At 71.0% G+C, this 17,644-nt stretch carries 15 protein-coding genes; 2 read left to right on the forward strand and 13 right to left on the reverse strand.

Going from position 1 to position 17,644, the window contains the following annotated elements:
* Position 1: 1 nt before the first annotated feature.
* Both CGL27_RS21535 and CGL27_RS21540 read right to left on the reverse strand, forming a co-directional pair.
* Positions 2-352: a hypothetical protein gene (locus CGL27_RS21535; RefSeq protein ID WP_119989381.1), complete on the reverse strand. Its 351-nt coding sequence runs from the start codon at positions 350-352 to the stop codon at positions 2-4.
* Positions 353-517: 165 nt separating this feature from the next.
* Complete coding sequence (locus CGL27_RS21540; RefSeq protein WP_119989383.1) at positions 518-2,023, reverse strand: PLP-dependent aminotransferase family protein; 1,506 nt, start codon at positions 2,021-2,023, stop codon at positions 518-520.
* An 82-nt stretch (positions 2,024-2,105) separates the two neighbouring features.
* Between CGL27_RS21540 and CGL27_RS21545 the strand changes: the two genes are divergently transcribed.
* Both CGL27_RS21545 and CGL27_RS21550 read left to right on the forward strand, forming a co-directional pair.
* Complete coding sequence (locus CGL27_RS21545) at positions 2,106-2,549, forward strand: carboxymuconolactone decarboxylase family protein (RefSeq protein WP_240450585.1); 444 nt, start codon at positions 2,106-2,108, stop codon at positions 2,547-2,549.
* 151 nt (positions 2,550-2,700) lie between these two features.
* Positions 2,701-3,273, forward strand: a complete 573-nt coding sequence (locus CGL27_RS21550) for a Uma2 family endonuclease (protein ID WP_162953036.1) — start codon at positions 2,701-2,703, stop codon at positions 3,271-3,273.
* A 37-nt stretch (positions 3,274-3,310) separates the two neighbouring features.
* On the opposite strand, the gene CGL27_RS21555 is transcribed toward CGL27_RS21550, so the two are convergent.
* From CGL27_RS21555 to CGL27_RS21605, 11 genes are all read right to left on the reverse strand, one after another.
* Positions 3,311-4,288 carry an ABC transporter substrate-binding protein gene (locus tag CGL27_RS21555; RefSeq protein WP_119989389.1) on the reverse strand — a complete coding sequence of 326 codons (978 nt, stop codon included), beginning with the start codon at positions 4,286-4,288 and terminating at the stop codon, positions 3,311-3,313.
* Position 4,289: 1 nt separating this feature from the next.
* Positions 4,290-6,311 (reverse strand): ABC transporter permease subunit, encoded by a 2,022-nt coding sequence (locus tag CGL27_RS21560; protein ID WP_119989391.1) that lies wholly within the window; start codon positions 6,309-6,311, stop codon positions 4,290-4,292.
* A 46-nt stretch (positions 6,312-6,357) separates the two neighbouring features.
* A complete protein-coding gene (locus CGL27_RS21565) occupies positions 6,358-7,458 on the reverse strand; it encodes a glycine betaine/L-proline ABC transporter ATP-binding protein (protein WP_078641991.1) in 1,101 nt (366 codons plus the stop codon).
* A complete protein-coding gene (locus tag CGL27_RS21570; protein ID WP_119989392.1) occupies positions 7,458-9,044 on the reverse strand; it encodes a GMC oxidoreductase in 1,587 nt (528 codons plus the stop codon). The genes CGL27_RS21565 and CGL27_RS21570 overlap by 1 nt, the downstream gene beginning before the upstream one ends.
* 206 nt (positions 9,045-9,250) lie before the next feature.
* Positions 9,251-10,753, reverse strand: a complete 1,503-nt coding sequence (locus CGL27_RS21575) for an aldehyde dehydrogenase family protein (RefSeq protein ID WP_078641993.1) — start codon at positions 10,751-10,753, stop codon at positions 9,251-9,253.
* Positions 10,754-11,013: 260 nt separating this feature from the next.
* A complete protein-coding gene (locus CGL27_RS21580) occupies positions 11,014-11,796 on the reverse strand; it encodes a serine/arginine repetitive matrix protein 2 (protein ID WP_240450586.1) in 783 nt (260 codons plus the stop codon).
* A gap of 251 nt (positions 11,797-12,047) precedes the next feature.
* A complete protein-coding gene (locus CGL27_RS21585) occupies positions 12,048-12,842 on the reverse strand; it encodes a hypothetical protein (RefSeq protein WP_240450587.1) in 795 nt (264 codons plus the stop codon).
* 1 nt (position 12,843) lies between these two features.
* The gene (locus tag CGL27_RS21590; RefSeq protein ID WP_119989398.1) at positions 12,844-13,308 is read right to left on the reverse strand and encodes a hypothetical protein; all 465 of its coding nucleotides are present in this window, start codon (positions 13,306-13,308) and stop codon (positions 12,844-12,846) included.
* Complete coding sequence (locus tag CGL27_RS21595) at positions 13,295-15,124, reverse strand: hypothetical protein (protein WP_119989400.1); 1,830 nt, start codon at positions 15,122-15,124, stop codon at positions 13,295-13,297. The genes CGL27_RS21590 and CGL27_RS21595 overlap by 14 nt, the downstream gene beginning before the upstream one ends.
* A gap of 135 nt (positions 15,125-15,259) precedes the next feature.
* Positions 15,260-16,249, reverse strand: coding sequence for a malate dehydrogenase (locus tag CGL27_RS21600; protein ID WP_119989402.1), 990 nt, complete (start codon positions 16,247-16,249; stop codon positions 15,260-15,262).
* 281 nt (positions 16,250-16,530) lie between these two features.
* Positions 16,531-17,619: an XRE family transcriptional regulator gene (locus CGL27_RS21605; protein ID WP_119989404.1), complete on the reverse strand. Its 1,089-nt coding sequence runs from the start codon at positions 17,617-17,619 to the stop codon at positions 16,531-16,533.
* Between the last annotated feature and the right edge of the window lie 25 nt (positions 17,620-17,644).

Raw genomic sequence — 17,644 nt, forward strand, 5'->3', positions numbered from 1 at the left:
CTCAGCCGCCGCCGGAGCCCGAGCAGCCGAAGCCGCCCCGGTCGGCCGCCTTGCTCTTGTCGAACGTGCCGTAGTCCGCCCAGCGGCCGCTGACCTCGGAGTCGTAGTACCACTCGCCGTCGGCGCTCTTCGTGCCCCGGCTCTTCTTCCCCTTGCCGCCCGTGGTGGACGAAGAGCCCTTGCAGGCGCCGGAGTCGACGACCCGGTACCCATTCACCGCGTCATAGCTGTTCCGGTCCACACAGCGCTTGTCCGGTTCCGAACCACAGGAGGTGAGCGTCGCCGCCAGCGCGCCCATACCGCCCAGGATCACCGTGCTCGACCGCAGTCGCCGCGTCGTCTTTCGTTCCATCCCCGTCTCCCCCGTTCCTCTCCCCCGAGGCCATCGTCTCTCCCGAGGGCGTGGTCTCCCCGGTCTCCCGAGGCCGCAACCGCCCACCCTAGGGGGAGCTGCCGCGCCCATGGACGCCGGGGCTCGGCCGAAGAATGTGGGTTCAGGCCGCTGAAACGCATGGCTTCAGGGCAGCACCCGGCACAGCGCCTCCAGTGCGCCCGTGAAGGCGTGGTCGGGCGCGGTGCCATAGGCGAACACCAGCGCGTCCGGCTGCCCGCCCGGCCCCGGTCCGGGCTCGCCCGGCTCCTGTTGCCGCTCCTGCCCCTGTTCGTCGCGGTAGCGGTAGCGGGACAGGCCCTCCAGCGCCAGGCCCTGCCAGGCCGCGCCCCGCACCACGGACTGCTCCGTGCCCGGCGGCAGTTGGAGCACCGCGTGCAGCCCGGCCGCGATGCCCGTGACCCGCACCCGCGGGGCGCGTTCGGCGAGCGCCGCCACCAACTGGTCGCGGCGGCGCCGGTAGCGCATCCGCATACCGCGCACATGGCGGTCGTACGCCCCGGAGTCGATGAACTCCGCGAGCGTCAACTGGTCCAGCCTGCCCGACTCCCACTCCCCCGTCCTCTTGAGCGCCAGGAGGTCGTCCATCAGATGGTCCGGCACCACCATCCACGCCAGCCGCAGCGCGGGCGCCAGGCTCTTGCTCGCGGTGCCCAGATAGACCACATGCTCGGGGTCGAGCCCCTGCAGCGCCCCGACCGGCTGACGGTCGTAGCGGAACTCCCCGTCGTAGTCGTCCTCCAGCACCAGTCCGCCCACGCGCGAGGCCCAGTCGACCACGGCGGCGCGCCGGTCGGGGTCCAGCGGAACTCCGATGGGGAATTGATGCGCCGGGGTGAGCAGAACGGTCCGCAGCCCGGCCGACCGGTCCAGCTCCGCCGTCCGCGCCCCCTGTTGATCGACCGGCAGCGGTACGGTGCGCAGCCCGGCCCCGCGCATCACATTCCAGTGGACGTCGAGCCCGTAGGACTCCACGGCCACCTCACGGTGTCCCGCCTTCTCCCGCACCCGACTGAGCAGGGCCAGCCCCTGGACGAACCCCGCGCAGACCACGATCCGTTCCGGCGCGGCCCGCACCCCGCGGGCACGCGCCAGATAGTCGGCCAGGATCCGCCGCAGCTCGGGCCGTCCGGCGGGGTGACCGTAGCCGAAGGCGTCGTTCGGCGCGGCGATCAGGGCGCGCCGGGCCGCGGAGAGCCAGGCGGTCCTGGGGAAGGCCGAGACATCGGGTTCGCCGGGCCGCAGATCGTAGGTGGGCCGGGTGGCGGCCACGGCGGCGGGCGGGAGTGTGCGCGGCGGGGCGGGCTCGGGCGGCACGACGCGTTCGGCGACCCGGGTGCCCGAGCCCTGCCGGGCGGTCAGCCAGCCCTCGGCGACCAGCTCCCCATAGGCGTCGGCGACGGTGTTCCGGGCGATGCCGAGGTCAGTGGCGAGCGAGCGGGAGGAGGGCAGCCGGGCGCCCGGGGCGAGCCGCCCGGTGCGGACGGCGTCGCGCAGGGCGCGGATGAGCGCGACTCGCACCCCGGTCCCGCCACCGGGCGGCAGATCCAGATGAAGATCCGCCCCCGGCCCGGCCGCGCTGTCCGTCCGCTGTCCGGGTTCGTCCCCCGGAGTGGCCCATGAATCCGCCATGGAAATGGACCATACCCCTGGGCCGCCCGGCCTCTAGCGTGGAGGCATGACGACCGGAACTTCTCATGCACACGGCCCACGGATGCAATTCGCCAAAGCCGCCCCCGAGGTCTACAAGGCCATGATCAGCCTGGACGCGGCCGCCCGGAAGGGCGTGGACCCGGCGCTGGCCGAGCTGGTCAAGACGCGTGCCTCGCAGCTCAACCACTGCGCCTTCTGCATCGACATGCACACCAAGGACGCCCGCGCGGCGGGCGAGTCCGAGGAGCGCCTCTACCTCCTCAACGCCTGGGAGGAGGCCGGCTCCCTCTACACCGAGAAGGAGCAGGCCGCCCTCGCCCTGACCGAGGCCGTCACCGTCCTGACCGACGGCTTCGTCCCCGACGAGGTCTACGAGCGCGCCGCCAAGCACTTCGAGGAGCAGGAGCTGGCGCAGGTGATCGCGCTGATCCTCACCATCAACGCCTGGAACCGCATCGGTGTGACCACCCGCATGACCCCCGGCGCCTATAAGCCGACCGTGTGACCATCTGCCCCCGGCGTCGTTGATGACGACGGGGGCCGTTGTCCGACGTCGGAGTCATCGCGTAACGCATGATGGTGACAGGCCCTCGCAAGGCAGTACGGCACGAAGGCAACACAGCCAGAAGGGGGACCCACCGATGGGAGGTCTCGTGATGACGGCGCCACTGCCCGACCAAGAGTTCGAAAATCTGCTCGACATCCATGCCCAGCTGGAGCTGCCGGATGGAATGCGGGCAGAACTCATCGGGGGGGAGATCGTCATCTCACCGACGCCTGCGAATTTCCACAACTGGATCTTCAGCGAACTGAACCTCCAGCTCGTCCGCGAGGTACCGACTCAATGGCGCATTACCAACACCACAACGGTCTTCCTCCCCGCGACGGAAGAGAGGTTCATTCCGGACCTGCTCATCTGTGAGTCGGAAGCGCTGAAGAGCATGGAGGAATGGCAGGTCCAGGCGGGTGACGTCCTGCTCGTCGCCGAGATCACATCGCCCTCCACACGAGCTCGCGATCTCCAGGCCAAGGTCAAGGGCTACGCCCACTCCAACGTGCCGATCTATCTGCTGATCGACCCGCACGACGACGAGGGCTCCACGACCGTGTACTCCGCACCGGACGGAAAGGGCCGCTACCGGGACGAGCACCGAGCGGCGTTCGGGGAGCCGCTGACGCTCCCCGAACCGCTCGGCCTCGAACTCGACACCGCGGGCTTCCTCAAGTAATCCGGTTACGCGGGCACGCCCTGAGCGCGATCCGGGCTCAGGGCATCCACTTCTTCCAGACGTCCGGATGCGCCTCGACCCACTTCTTCGCGGCGTCCTGGGCCGACATTCCCTGCGAGGCGATCAGCTCTGACACCTCGTTCTGGCCCTGCTTGGTCCAGTGGAACTTCTTCAGGAACGCCGACGCCTTCCCGCCCTGCTTCGCGAAGTCCGCGTTGAGGTACTTCTGCAGCGGTGTGGTCGGGTAGGCGCAGTCGACGGACTCGGGGTCCTTGGTGCCCTCGTTCGCACACTTGTCGGTGTACTTGGGCAGCTTGACCTCGACCATCGGCACCTGGTTGAACAGCCACTGCGGCTCGTACCAGTACGACAGGAACGGCTTCTTGCCCTTGGCGAACTGCTTGATCTGGGTGATCTGCGCCGCCTCCGAACCCGAGAAGACGATCTGGTAGTTCAGCTTCAGGTTCTTCACCAGCGCCTTGTCATTGGTGACATAGGACGGGGACCCGTCCAGTAGCTGGCCCTTTCCGCCGCTCTCCGCGGTCTTGAAGGTCTTGGCGTACTTGTTGAGGTTCTTCCAGTTCAGCACGTCCGGATGCTTGTCGGCGAAGTACTTCGGCACCCACCAGCCGATATGGCCGGTGACGCCGAGCCCGCCGCCCGGCACGATCAGCTTCTTGTCCTTGACGTAGCGCTGTTCCTGCTCCGGGTGGCCCCAGTCCTCCAGGATCGCGTCCACCCGGCCCTGGCTGAGCGCGTCCCACGCCGGAATCTCGTCCACCTGGACGGTGTCGACGCGGTAGCCCAGCTCATGCTCCAGCAGATACTGGGCGACCGCGACATTGGCCTGGGCACCGACCCACGACTGGACCGAGAGCGTGACGCTCTTCGCCCCGCCCACATTGGCGTACGGCGAGGACTGCTTGGTCATGTCCGCCGCGCCGCAGCCGGTCGCGGTGAACACGGCCGCGATCCCGGCGACGGCCATCAGCAGTTGAATGCGGGTGCGAGCCATCTCAAGCCCCCTTCCTGTCGCGGCGCGAGGTCGGCTGGGTCACGCGGTCGAGCATCAGCCCCAGGCAGACGATCGCCGTGCCCGCCACCAGACCGGTCGCCAGATCGCCCTGCGCCAGGCCGAACAGCACGTCGTAGCCGAGCGCGCCCGAGCCGACCAGACCGCCGATGACGACCACGGCCAGCACCAGCACCACGCCCTGGTTGACGGCGAGCAGCAGCGCCGGGCGGGCCAGCGGGAGCTGGACCTGGCGCAACTGCTGTCCCTGGGTGGCGCCGAGCGAACGCGCGGACTCCAGCGCGGCCGGGTCGACGTTCCGGATCCCCTGGGTGGTGATGCGGATGACGGCGGGCAGCGCGTAGACGATGGCCGCTGCCGCCGCGGGGGCGCGGCCGACGCCGAACAGCGCGACCACGGGGATCAGGTACACGAATTGCGGCATGGTCTGGAACATGTCCAGCACCGGTCGCATCATCCGTTCCAGCCGGGTGCTGCGCGCGGCCCAGATGCCGATCGCGAAACCGAGGACCAGCGTGACGAAGACGGCCGCCAGCACCTGGGAGAGGGTGTCCATGGACGGCTCCCACACTCCGAGCACACCGATCGCGGCCATGGCGGCGGTGGCGGTCAGCGCGGTGGCCCAGGTGCCGATCAGCCAGGCCAGCGCCGCGACGATCAGCAGCACCGCGTACCACGGGAGGCCCTGCAGCCCCTCGCGCAGCGGGTCGAGGATCCACTTGACGTAGTGCGCGGCCCAGTCGGCGGTGCCGCCGACGACCGGTACTCCGGTGTAGAGGTGGTCGACCATCCACTCCTTGAACTGGTTGACGGGCTCCTCGATGGCGACGGTCCAGCCCGTCGGCCAGGTCTGGGAGCCGGTCAGCCGTCCCACGACGGTGATGACAGCGGTGACCACCGCGACCCCCGCCCACGCGGGCCAGCCGCGCAGCAGCCGGGGCCCGCCCTCGGCCGGGGGCTCGCCGAGCCGCTCGCCCGCCGATCCGATGGTGCGGTCCATCACGACGGCGAGGAGCACGATCGGGAGGCCGGCGGCGAGCGCCTTGCCGACGTCCACGCTGGACAGCGCCTGGTAGACGCGGTCACCGAGACCGCCGCCGCCGATCACGGAGGCGATGACGGCCATGGACAGCGCCATCATGATCGTCTGGTTGATGCCCAGCAGCAGCTCCTTGCGGGCCAGCGGCAGCCGGGCGGACAGCAGCCGCTGCCGCCAGGTCGCGCCGAGCGAGGTCACCGCTTCCAGCACCCCGGCGTCCGCGCCGCGCAGGCCGAGGGCGGTGAGCCGGGCCATGGGCGGAGCCGCGTAGATCACGGTGGCCAGCACCGCGCCGGGCACGCCGTTGCCGAAGATCATCACGACGGGGAGCAGATACGCGAACGCGGGCAGCACCTGCATGGTGTCGAGCACCGGCCGTAGCACCCGGAACGCCCATTCCGAGAGGCCGCCGGCCAGGCCCAGCAGTCCGCCGATGACGACGGAGGCGGTGACGGCGATGGCCATCAGCGCGAGCGTCTGCATCGTCGGCACCCACATGCCCAGCAGTCCGCAGATGGCGAAGGACACCAGGGTCGTGACCGCGATCCGCACCCCGGCGACCCGCCAGGCGATCAGGGTCAGCCCGGCGGTGACACCGGCCCAGCCGAGGGCGAGCAGGGCGACGTAGACGGCGCGGACACCAATGATGATGACGTTGCTGATGTGGCCGAAGAAGTAGAGAAAGATCCAGTGACTGTCGCGGTTGTCGAGGATCCAGTCGCTGGCATCGCCGAGCGGTCCGGACACATCGACGGTCAGCGCGTGCGGCCAGCTGCCGCTCGCCCACTTGGCGTGCGCGAGCGGTACGAGCACGGCGGCGATCACTACGAGCGCCGCCAGCTTGCGCGCGGCGGGGCTGCGGACGGCGGAGCTCAGCAGGGACGGGCGCGGTTCGGCCGCCGCCGTCCCGGTGGCGGCCGGGTCGGTGGCGGGGTCGGTCGAGGGGCGGGTGGCCGTGGCACTCATACGCGCCCCCCGGTGCGGCCCGGCGGAGAGAGGGTCGAGGCGGTGCTCATGCCGCGGCCACCCCCTTGCCGTCCAGGCCCGCGACGACGCTGAGCAGACACGCGTGGTCGACGACGCCCAGGCAGCGGCCGTCGTCCACGACGCGCGCGGGGCCGCCGGTGCGGGCCACGGCCTCGATCGCGTCGGCGACCGTGGTGCTCGGGGCCAGCGCCGGCCCGCCGTCCTGCTCGTCGGACTTCGCGGGGCGCATGGCGCGGCGCACGGTCAGCACCTGCTCCCGCGGAACGTCACGGACGAAGTCCCGTACGTAGTCGTCCGCCGGGGAGCCGACGATCTCCTCGGGGGTGCCGAGCTGCACGATCCCGCCGTCGCGCATCAGCATGATGCGGTCGCCGAGCCGCAGCGCCTCGCTGAGGTCATGGGTGATGAAGACCATCGTCCGGCCCTCGTCGTGGTGCAGGCGGATGACCTCCTCCTGCATATCGCGGCGGATCAGCGGGTCGAGCGCGCTGAACGGCTCGTCGAAGAGCAGCACCTCGGGGTCGACGGCGAGCGCCCTGGCCAGGCCCACGCGCTGCTGCTGACCACCGGAGAGCTGTCCGGGACGGCGGCGCTCGAGACCGGTGAGACCGACCTTCTCCACCACTTCGGCGGCCTTGGCGCGGCGCTCGGCCTTGCCCACACCCTGGATCTCCAGGCCGTAGGCGACGTTGTCGATGACGGAGCGGTGCGGCAGCAGCCCGAAGTGCTGGAAGACCATGGCGGCGCGGTGCCGGCGCAGATCGCGCAGCCGGGCCTTGTCCATGGCCAGGACGTCCTCGCCGTCGATCTTCAGGGTCCCGGAGGTGGGCTCGATCAGCCGGGTGAGGCAGCGGACGAGAGTGGACTTGCCGGAGCCGGACAGCCCCATGACCACGAAGACCTCGCCCGGCTGGACGTCGAAGGAGACCTCGCGGACGGCGGCGGTGCAGCCGGTGCGGGCGCGCAGCTCGCCGGCGGGCAGCTCCGCCTCGGCGGAACCGGGGATGCGCTCGGCCTTGGGGCCGAAGACCTTCCACAGGTCGCGGACCGAGAACACCGGGGCGCGCTCGCCGCTTTCGGGGATCTTGGGGGTGTCGGGCGTCTCGGGGACCAGGGTCGTGGCCATCACGCCTCACCTCCCGGCGCGAGCGTGGCAGCCCGGTCATCGGGCCTGTGCCGTTCCCGGTCGCGATCCTCGAACAGCAGCTCAGCGCACTTCTCGCCCACCATCAGGACTCCGATCATCGGGTTCACGGCCGGCATCGTCGGGAAGACGGACGCGTCGGCGATACGGACGCCGTTCAGACCCCGGATCCGCAGATCCGGGCCGACCACGGCGAGTTGGTCCGACGAGGCACCCATACGACAGGTGCCCGCCGGGTGGTACACGGTGTGCGCGACCTTGCGGGCGTACTCGCTGATCTCCTCGTCCGAGGTGATCTCCGGGCCCGGGCACACCTCGCGCTTGAGCCAGCTCGCCAGCGGTTCGGTCTTGGCGATCTCACGCGCGACCCGGATGCCGTCGACCAGCGTGCGGCCGTCGTAGTCCTCCTCGTCCGTGAAGTACCGGAAGTCGAGGGCGGGCTTGACGGACGGATCGGCGCTGGTGAGGTAGAGCCGGCCGCGGCTGCGCGGCTTGGGGATGTTGGGGGTCATCGACACGCCGTGCTCGGGCCTTTCGTAGCCCAGCCGCTCCGGATTGTCGGTGAACGGGATCTGGTAGAAGTGGAACATCAGGTCCGGGCCCCGGGATTCGGGGTCCCGCCGGATGAACAGGCCCGCGTCGGAGTCCATCGCGGAGTTGTCCGGGATCGGGCCGTCCGTCTCCCACACGATGACCGACTCGGGGTGGTCGAGCAGATTCTCGCCGACGCCCGGCAGATCGTGGACGACGGGAATGCCCAGCGCCTCCAGATCCGACTTGGGCCCGATACCGGAGTGCATCAGCAGCCGCGGGGTGTCCACGGCGCCCGCGCAGACCAGGACCTCGGTCTCGGCCCGGACGACGATTTCCTCGCCGTCCTTGGTGCGGACATGGACGCCGGTGATCCGGCCGGTGTCGTCCAGCTCCAGCTTGTACGCCCAGGTCTCCAGCATCAGATGGAGGTTGGGCCGGTCCAGGAACGGGTGCAGATAGGCGACCGACGCCGAGGAACGCTTGTTGTTCTCCGGGTGGTACGCGAGGTCGAAGAAGCCGACGCCCTCATGGAACGGCTTCTTGTTGAACCCCTCGACCCGCGGCACCCCGGCGGCGGCCTGGGCGGCCTCGACGAAGTCCCGCGCGATCGCGTTCCGGTCCTTCTCGTCCACCGGGACAACGTTGTTGCGCAGCCGCTGGAAGTACGGGTCCATGGACTGCGCGTCCCAGCCCTCGGCGCCGGCCTCGGCCCACTCGTCCCAGTCGCCCGGCAGCGGCTTGAAGGAGATCAGGGTGTTGTGCGAGGAGCACCCCCCGAGCACTCGCGCCCGACTGTGCCGGATATGCGAGTTTCCGCGTGGCTGCTCGGTGGTGGGGTAGTCGTAGTCCAAGTCCCCGCCGAGCAGCCCGAGCCAACGGCGCAGGGTCAGCACATCGGGGCGGTCGACATCGGACGGTCCGCCCTCGATGACGGCGACACGGATGTCCGGGTCCTCGGTGAGCCGGGAAGCGATCACCGATCCTGCGGTGCCGCCGCCGATGACGACATAGTCGTATACGACAGGTACGGACATGTGGGGTTACTCCTCGGGGTCTTACCCAAACGGCTCGCGCCGGTGCGGGACGGGGGCTGCCGCCCCTGGGGGTGGGGGTGTTGCTGGGCGCCTCGGTGTCCACGGGCTGATCCCCGCCGGTCGCCATGATGGGGTGCGGCCGGGCCCGGGCCCCGGGGGACGAGTCCGGGCCCGGCCGAGCCCCGGGCGGGGCCGGCGGTGGGGCGTCAGCCGGCGAACCAGCGCACCGGGCTCGGTCGCAGGTTCTCGTAGACGTGCTTGGTCTCGCGGTATTCGTCAAGGCCCGCGGGACCGAGCTCGCGCCCGACCCCGGACTTGCCGAAACCGCCCCATTCGGCCTGCGGAAGGTAGGGGTGGTAGTCGTTGATCCACACGGTGCCGTGCCGCAGCCGGGCGGCGACGCGGCGCGCCCGCGCGGTGTCGGCGGACCAGACGGCGCCGGCCAGTCCGTACTCCGTGTCATTGGCGAGTGTGACGGCCTCGTCCTCGGTTTGGAAGGACTCGACGGTCAGAATCGGCCCAAACGTTTCCTCCCGCACCACCCGCATCTCGCGGTGACACTGGTCGAGCACGGTCGGGAGATAGAAGTAACCGGTGGCCGGGCGGACCTCGTTGGGCTCCGGCTGCTTGCCGCCGCACCGCAGCAGGGCGCCCTCCTCCAGGGCGGACGCCACATACGCCTCGGTCTTGTCCAACTGCTGGGCCGAGACCAGCGGACCGCATTCGACACCGTCCTCGGTGCCGCGGCCCAGCTTGATCTTCTCCGCGCGGCGGGCCAGCTCGGCCACGAACCGCTCGCGCACCGACTCCTCGATGATCAGCCGGGCACCGGCGGAGCAGACCTGACCGCTGTGGATGAAGGCGGCGTTCAGGGCCTGGTCGACGGCGGTGTCAAAGCCCTCGGCGGTGGCGCAGGCGTCGGCGAAGACCACATTGGGGTTCTTGCCGCCGAGCTCCAGCGCGACCTTCTTGACCGTCGGCGCGGCGGCCTGGGCGACCTTGGTGCCGCTGATCAGCCCGCCGGTGAAGGAGACCAGGTCCACATCGGGGTGCTCGGACAGCCGGGCGCCCACGGGGTCGCCCGTGCCGGTGACCAGGTTGGCCACCCCGGCCGGCAGCCCGGCCTCGGCCAGCAGCCGCACCAGATGGACGGTGGACAGCGGGGTCACCTCGCTGGGCTTGATCACAAAGGTGTTCCCGGCGACCAGCGCCGGGGCGATCTTCCAGCTGGCCTGGAGCAGCGGATAGTTCCAGGGGGTGATCATCGCGCAGACGCCGACCGGCTCATGGACCACGACGCTGTGCACATCGGGGGTGCCCGCGTCGATGACCCGCCCGGCGGACTCGCCCGCGGCCAGGTCGGCGAAGTAGCGGAAGGCATTGGTCACGTCGTCGACGTCGACCCGCCCCTCCTCCAGGGTCTTGCCGGTGTCACGGCTCTCGATGAGCGCGATCGTCTCGCGGTCGCGCTGCAGCAGCTCGGCGACGCGGCGCAGCAGCGCCGCCCGCTCGGCCACCGGCGTCCCGGGCCAGGGGCCCTGGTCGAAGGCGCGACGCGCTGCCGCGACCGCCGCGTCGGTGTCCTCGAGGCCACCCTCGGCGACGACGGCGAGGGTCTTGGCGTCCGCGGGGTCGAGAACCTCCCGCTGCGCCCCGGACGCGGCTGCCTGCCACACCCCGTCCACATGAATGGTCTCGACTGCCGCCACGTGAATTCTGCCTTCCGGTTCTGCGAACTTTGCCGCTGGTCCAAGCCAGCAACATGGACCCCTAACCGGAAGGCGGGAACCTATGCGCGATTCGCAAGAGAAAGTGGGCCGGCTCACGTGATCCGAAGGCGGAACCGGCCTCCCCGGTCAGGATCGGCCGATCTGTCAAGAGCTGGTGCACGTCGATCGGTGTCAGGAGGCTGCCAGGAGCCCGCGGTAGGCGGTCCCGGTGTGGGAGGCCGTGCGGTAGGCAGCCGGTGTCAGGAAGCCGTGCAGTAGGCGGTCGGGCAGAAGGTGTCCACCGCCGCCTGGTGGACCTCCCGCTCCTCCGCCCGGTCCCCGGAGGGGCCGATCACCAGCACCGCGTACATCGTGCCGTCGGGGGCGGCGAAGCGGCGGTCGAGTATCCGGCGGTGGCCGTCGCTCTTGGACTGGTACGTGTATTCGAGCTGTGCCGGGTCCGTGGCGGCCGAGCCCAGCCGGGTGAGGGCGATCTGCTCGTAGTCGCGGTGGGTGGAGGCGATCCGCTCGGCCTCCTGGGCGGACTCGTACGGCGTCGACTCGGGGCCGTGCAGCTCGAAGACCTGGATCACGGTGCTGTCGTCGGGCGAGGCGTAGTAGACGCTGGGGCCCTCGGTCGTCCGCCGCCATCCGTCCGGGACCGCGAGGTGGTATCCGGCGGGGTCTTCCTGGGTGCTGTAGCCCGCGGGCGGGGCGGCGCCGGTCAGGGACGGGGAGGACGGGGTACCGAAGGGCGTCGCGGACGGGGACGCCCCGGTCGGCGGGTCCGTGGGGAGATCGGTCGGAAGACCGGTGGGCCCACCGGTCTCGGGACCGGGCGAGGGATAGAGATCGCTCGGCTGGGAGGCCTCCGCGCTCGGCGTGGCCGTGGGGCTCTCTTGGTCCCAGGGCAGCGGCCCCGCCTGATGGCGGGAGGTGCCGTCGCCGCCGAAGGCCACCCATCCGGAAAACGCGATCCCCCCGACCAGGAAGATCGTCACCGCCAACGCCCGCAGTGCCCGCCGGGCGTCCTGCCCAGGCACTCCCGGCCCTCCCGGCCCTCCCCCGTCATGCATGCTCATCTATCCCCCCGATAGTGGAACTCTGCTCCCCTAAGCCGACAAGCCGCGCCGACCGACATCGGTGTACCCGGTTCGAGGGCCGCCCCACCCTCCGTCACCCCACCGATACGGATATGTCGCCTTAACCGTGCCGTCCTGTGCCTGCCACTGCCTGCCGCCGGTCGTGCCCGCGCCGGCTGCCACAGATCCTGCCCGCCGCCCCCTGCCCCCGGTCAGGTGGCTGGGCAGTAGGCGGTGGGGCAGAAGGAAGCCAGCACGATGCGCTGCCGCTCCCGCTGCTGCGGCCAGTCGTCGGCCGGGCCCGCGACCAGCACCGCGTACTGCACCTGGTCCGGGCCGGTGAAGGCACGGTCGAGTATTCGGCGCGGGCCGTACTTGGCGCTGCGGTAGCCGTACTCCAGCTCCGCGTCCGCGTCATCGCCGGGGCCGAGCCGCTTCAGCTCGTACCGCTGGTAGTCGGGGTTCTTCTTGAGCCCCGTCTCCGCCTGGCGCAGCGCCTCGTACGGGGTGACGTCGGGCTCGGTCAGCGCGAAGACCTGGATCAGGCTGCTCGCGTCGGACGACTCGTAGAACACCCCGGTATCACGCTTGACCCGCTGCCAGCCCCTGGGCACATCCAGCCGGAACCCCTCCGCGTCGGTGGTGCGCACATAGTCCGCCGGCGGCTCCTGCGTGCTGTCCGTGGACACCGACGGCGGCGCCGAGGTCGTCTCCGAGAACGGCCCCGACGGCATCGCCGAGGGCTGCTCGGTCGACGGTGACCAGGACGAGGCCGAGGGCGAGCCGCCGTCCGCCCCGGGCTTGTCATCCCCGCCGCCCGACACCAACTTCCAGGCGCCGACGCCGATCCCGCCGACCAGCACCACGGCGAGTACCGCCAGAAGCACCGTGCCCAGATGCGGATTGGGTGGTCTTCGGCCCGGGGCCGGCGACTCCGCGCCCTCGCCCACCCAACGCTGGGCCTCCTCGTTCCATCGACGGCCCCCCTCGCCGCCCGGTGTGCTCATCTCAGCCGCCCAGGAGCGCGCCGACCGCCTGTCCGACGGCGACGCCGGAGGCGAGCATGCCGACGCTGGCGCTGGCGTCCTGCAACATCACCCGGATCCTGGCAAGTCGGCCGGCCCCGGCCCGGCCGGTGCGCTGGATCTCGTCCTGGGCCTGGTCCAGTTCATCGGAGAGCGCGCCGACCTCCGGGCTCGGGACCACCCGCCGCAGATCGTCGGCGAGCTGTCGAACGGCCTCCAGCAGCTCCTGATAGGCGGGGTCGCAAGGGGCCTCCCCCTGCCGTCCGTTCACAATGTGGTTGTGGTCGCCGATGCCGACGGCGCTGCCGCTCACCTTGCCGAACCGGATGTCGCCGAATGTGCGCCCGCCGCCGCCCGCCGGCCCCGCGCCGCCACCGCTCGCGCCGGCCGTGTGGTCCGCACCGCCGCCGCCCACGCCGCTGCCGTCCTCCGTGTCAGCCATCGCCATGGCCGCCTCCCGCTCCGTTGGTTCCGGTGGTGTTGCTGACGGTGTTGTGGTCACCGAAGCCGAAGGCGCTGTTCGTCGCGGACTCGATGAAGACCCCGCCGCCGCTCACATTGATGACCTTCTGCTCGAACTCGCCGGTCTCCCAGCCGGCTTCGTCGAGCGCCCTTCGCACGCCGTTGGCCACCCGGTCCTCGACGCTTTTCAGATAGCGGCTGACATCCATCTCCTGGAAGAGCGATGCGCCTGCGTCGCTGCCCAGCTCCCGCACCGAGATCCAGGGCCCGTCGGGGATGGCCGCCTCATAACCCCCCGCGTACATCCGCCAGACGAAGGCGGCCGAGCGGAAGGCGTGGATGACCGCCTGGCCCGCCGCCGTCGGCGTCCGCCCGAGCGCCCAGACCGCCTTGCCCGGCAGTCCGCCACGACGGTGGGAGTCGGAGAGCCGGTCGACCGCCTGGAAGTCCGGGCGGATCGGGCGCAGCACATGGGGGGCGAACTCCAGCATCAGCATGCCGCCTTGCGTATGCACCCGCACGAAGACGGTGGTGACCACCTCTTCCCGCCATGCGCCGACGCGGATGCGCAGAAAGTGCCGGCGGACCTCTCCGCCCTCCTCGACGGCCTCCGCCCGCTCCCGCGCGAAGTCCGCCTCGCCATACGGCACGAAGGAGCGGCTCCGCAATCCGGTGACCTTGAGGAAGACACATTCGTCGAGCTCCAGGCCGCGCAGCCGGTCGCGGCTGGCGGCGGCGGGCCGGACGGTGCCTTGGACGGAGGCGGTGCCCTGGGCGGAGGAGGCGCCTTGGACGGAGGAGGCGCCCTGAGTCGAGGAGGTGCGCAACTTCTCGACCAGCGGCCGGATCCGCTCCAGGATCACGCGGTTGTCCAGCGGCGCCGGATCGCCGCCCTCGCGCGGCCGCAGCTCGACGGCGAGGGTCCAGGTGTCATGGGCGGCGCCCGCGCCGAGGAAGGGGTGCCGATCGTGGTAGAGGATCACCGGTGAGTGCTGCTCGCGGCGGATCAGGGCCCGCACTCGCTGGAAGCGCCCGCCCTCGAACCGCTCCGCGGGGTCCGCGGCGGGGTCGGCGAAGGTCTCCGGCTCCAGGTCGGTGGCCAGCACTCGGGCCACATGCTCACGGTGCAGGGCGACCGCGGTGGCCATCAGGGCCGGGATCACCAGCGCGAACCAGGCGGCGCTGGTGTCCGACCCGGTCGCCAGGGCCGGTGCGAAGCCCTGCAGCCCGCTCGTAGCGGGCTCGCCCGTGAACGCCTGCGTCAGGGCTGAGACCGCATAGGACAGCAGGATCAGGCAGCCGAGCACCCGCAGCACCGCGGCCGCCCGCCGCCGGGTGACGGTGACCCCGTCGGCCCCGGGATAGTCGGCGCGGAAGGGGCCCATGGCGCCGCCTCTGGCCCAGGCCGCCAGCAGAAGCAGCGCACAGGACAGCAGGAACAGATAGAAGAACCCCTGCGCCAGCAGAAAGTCCAGCACCCATAAGGACACCAGCAGCGCGGTCCAGCATGCCTCCAGACGGCGCGCGCGCAGCGCGTGCGCGAGCACCCGGGCCGCGTCGATGCCCAGCGAGGGCGCCACGGCCCGCTCCTCGTGGACATACAGCTCGTCCAGGACCGTGTCCCGGAAGTCGTCGTCCAGATAGGTGCCCGCGCACAGCAGCCGGGTCGCCTCGCTGGTGGCGTAGGGGGACGCATCGTCGGCGGCGCGAGGAGAGGGGACGCCAGGTAAAGGCTCCGGCCGCGGCTGCGGCAGATGAGACGAGTGGCCGCCCAAAGAATGATCATCGCGCGTGTTGGCCATGTTTCCCCCCGAGGCCGTAGCAACTACCTCCACGCTAGGGGAAGATGGCCCGCGATTACAGTGAATGGCCGAAGGGTCACACTCCGGAGTGAATACCGGAATGTGACCCTTCGGAAATGGCCTCGATGCGGCCCGTCAGATCAGGCCGAGACCCCGCACGGCCTCGCGCTCCTCCTCGAGCTCCTTCGCCGACGCGTCGATGCGGGTCCGCGAGAACTCGTTGACGTCCAGGCCCTGGACGATCTCGAACTTCCCGTTCGCGGCGGTGACCGGGAACGAGGAAATCAGGCCCTCCGGCACCCCGTACGAGCCGTCGGAGACCACACCGGCGGAGGTCCAGTTGTCGGCGTCGGTGCCGTTGACCCAGGTGTGGACGTGGTCGATGGCGGCGTTGGCGGCGGAGGCGGCCGAGGAGGCGCCGCGCGCCTCGATGATCGCGGCACCGCGCTTGGCGACGGTCGGGATGAAGGTGTCGGCCAGCCACTGCTCGTCGTTGACGACCTCGGCGGCGTTCTTGCCCGCCACCTCGGCATGGAAGACATCCGGGTACTGGGTGGCGGAGTGGTTGCCCCAGATCGTCAGCTTCTTGATCTCGCTGACCGGGACGCCGGTCTTCTTCGAGAGCTGCGACAGGGCGCGGTTGTGGTCCAGCCGGGTCATCGCGGTGAAGCGCTCGGCCGGTACGTCCGGCGCGGCGGCCTGCGCGATGAGCGCGTTGGTGTTGGCCGGGTTGCCCACGACCAGGACCTTGATGTCGTCCGCGGCGTGGTCGTTGATGGCCTTGCCCTGCGGCTTGAAGATGCCGCCGTTGGCCTCCAGCAGATCGCCGCGCTCCATGCCCTTGGTACGCGGGCGGGCGCCGACGAGCAGGGCGACGTTCGCACCGTCGAAGCCCACGTTCGGGTCGTCGGAGATGTCGATGCCCTGGAGGAGCGGGAAGGCGCAGTCGTCGAGCTCCATCGCGGTGCCCTCGGCAGCCTTCAACCCCTGCGGGATCTCCAGGAGACGCAGCTTGACCGGCACGTCCGCGCCGAGGAGCTGACCGGAGGCGATGCGGAAGAGCAGCGCGTAGCCGATCTGGCCGGCCGCGCCGGTGACGGTGACGGTGACGGGAGTGCGGGTCATGGCGGTCTCCTGCGCTGTGTTGTCAGTCCAAGATCTCTTGGTGTCGAGATACCTGCGTCAGGCTATCCGACGGCACCTGACCCAGGTTCTCTCGGGCCGCTGTGTAACCGCTCACCGCGCGTTCCGTCCTCGCGCACTCTGGCGGCCGCCTGCCAGGAGGGGGAGTGCAGGCGGCCGCCCAGTGCCGCACCCGTGGGGGGCTCGGGCAGCGCCTGCCCCGATTCCCCTGGCTCATTCCCCCTGTTTCCGAATTCCCCCGGACGGGCTTCCCTCGCCCGCGCTCACCCCTGGGCGCCGGGAGCCGTGCAGGCGCGCGTACCGCCCGTGAGAGTGGCGCACGCGGTGGTCCGCGCGGTGGCGTCCACCGAGATCATCTTGGTGTAGGCGTCGCCGTCGGCGCCGACCCTGCTGTTCTGCGCGCGGGCCGCGCCGCCCCTCGCGCCCGGCCCCTTGATCTGGATCACATCGTCCGGAGCCGCCCGGGTGATACGGGCCCAGGCCGCCCGGCAGGTCTTGCTGTAGCGGACCTCGACATACGCGGTGCCGACGGTGACGTTCGCGGTGGTCGTCGCGGCTGCGCCGCACCCCATGGCCTGCGGATCCTGACCGGTGCAGTCCTCCCCGGCGCACTTCACGCCCGCCGGCAGCTGACGCGCGCTGGTGGCCGGTGCGGTGCTCGGCTTCTCCCCGCGCTTCTCGCCGTCGCCGCCCGCATCGATCAGCAGGACGGCGCCGGCGACGAGTAAGAGCGCGCCGACGAGCCCCCCGGCGAACAGCGCGACGCGCTTCCGCCCCGTCCCGGAAGGCGAGGGCGGCCCCGACGGGAAGGTTGACGGTGACGGAGCGGACAAGGCGGGCGACGGCGGTTCGGAGGAGCCCGCTGCCCGCTCGGCCGGCGGCGCCGCGGGAGCCGAGAACACCGGAGCCGTCGCGACCAACGGCTGCTCGGGTTCCGGCGGTTCGACACTCGACCGCTCCTTCCCCGGATGACGGCCGTTCTTCCGGGCGCCCGCCCCCTGCGCCGCCGGGTCGAACTGCTCGATGGCGGCGCGTGCCTGCGCGACGCTGATGGCCTCCATCGTGACGTCGTGGCGCATCTCGGAGCGGCTCCAGGCCCGCTCCGCCAGCTCCCACAGCGTGCTGAGGTGATGGACATCGGCGCCCGTGGCCTCGGCCAGGGCCTCCACCGCGCCCTGCGGGGGCAGCAGCCGCCCGCCCAGATAGCGCTCCCATGAACTCTTGCTGTAGCCGGTGCGGTCGGCGACGGCGACGACGCTCAGCCCGCTGCGCTCGACGATCGTGCGCAACTGGCCGGTGAACTCCTGTACCTGCGGATCGAGTCCCTCCGGCAGGTCCCTCCAACGAGGCATTGCCTCCCCCTGTCCCCCCGCACGT

The sequence above is a fragment of the Streptomyces sp. 11-1-2 genome (assembly GCF_003595545.1).
In the GTDB taxonomy this organism is placed as follows: Bacteria; Actinomycetota; Actinomycetes; order Streptomycetales; family Streptomycetaceae; genus Streptomyces; species Streptomyces hygroscopicus_B.

Excerpts from the sequence above, each read along its gene's own strand:
- CGL27_RS21535 (WP_119989381.1), bottom strand. The coding sequence starts at position 352 with ATGGAACGAAAGACGACGCGGCGACTGCGGTCGAGCACGGTGATCCTG.
- CGL27_RS21540 (WP_119989383.1), bottom strand. The coding sequence starts at position 2,023 with ATGGCGGATTCATGGGCCACTCCGGGGGACGAACCCGGACAGCGGACG.
- CGL27_RS21545 (WP_240450585.1), top strand. The coding sequence starts at position 2,106 with ATGCAATTCGCCAAAGCCGCCCCCGAGGTCTACAAGGCCATGATCAGC.
- CGL27_RS21550 (WP_162953036.1), top strand. The coding sequence starts at position 2,701 with ATGACGGCGCCACTGCCCGACCAAGAGTTCGAAAATCTGCTCGACATC.
- CGL27_RS21555 (WP_119989389.1), bottom strand. The coding sequence starts at position 4,288 with ATGGCTCGCACCCGCATTCAACTGCTGATGGCCGTCGCCGGGATCGCG.
- CGL27_RS21560 (WP_119989391.1), bottom strand. The coding sequence starts at position 6,311 with ATGAGTGCCACGGCCACCCGCCCCTCGACCGACCCCGCCACCGACCCG.
- CGL27_RS21565 (WP_078641991.1), bottom strand. The coding sequence starts at position 7,458 with ATGGCCACGACCCTGGTCCCCGAGACGCCCGACACCCCCAAGATCCCC.
- CGL27_RS21570 (WP_119989392.1), bottom strand. The coding sequence starts at position 9,044 with ATGTCCGTACCTGTCGTATACGACTATGTCGTCATCGGCGGCGGCACC.
- CGL27_RS21585 (WP_240450587.1), bottom strand. The coding sequence starts at position 12,842 with ATGAGCACACCGGGCGGCGAGGGGGGCCGTCGATGGAACGAGGAGGCC.
- CGL27_RS21590 (WP_119989398.1), bottom strand. The coding sequence starts at position 13,308 with ATGGCGATGGCTGACACGGAGGACGGCAGCGGCGTGGGCGGCGGCGGT.
- CGL27_RS21595 (WP_119989400.1), bottom strand. The coding sequence starts at position 15,124 with ATGGCCAACACGCGCGATGATCATTCTTTGGGCGGCCACTCGTCTCAT.
- CGL27_RS21600 (WP_119989402.1), bottom strand. The coding sequence starts at position 16,249 with ATGACCCGCACTCCCGTCACCGTCACCGTCACCGGCGCGGCCGGCCAG.
- CGL27_RS21605 (WP_119989404.1), bottom strand. The coding sequence starts at position 17,619 with ATGCCTCGTTGGAGGGACCTGCCGGAGGGACTCGATCCGCAGGTACAG.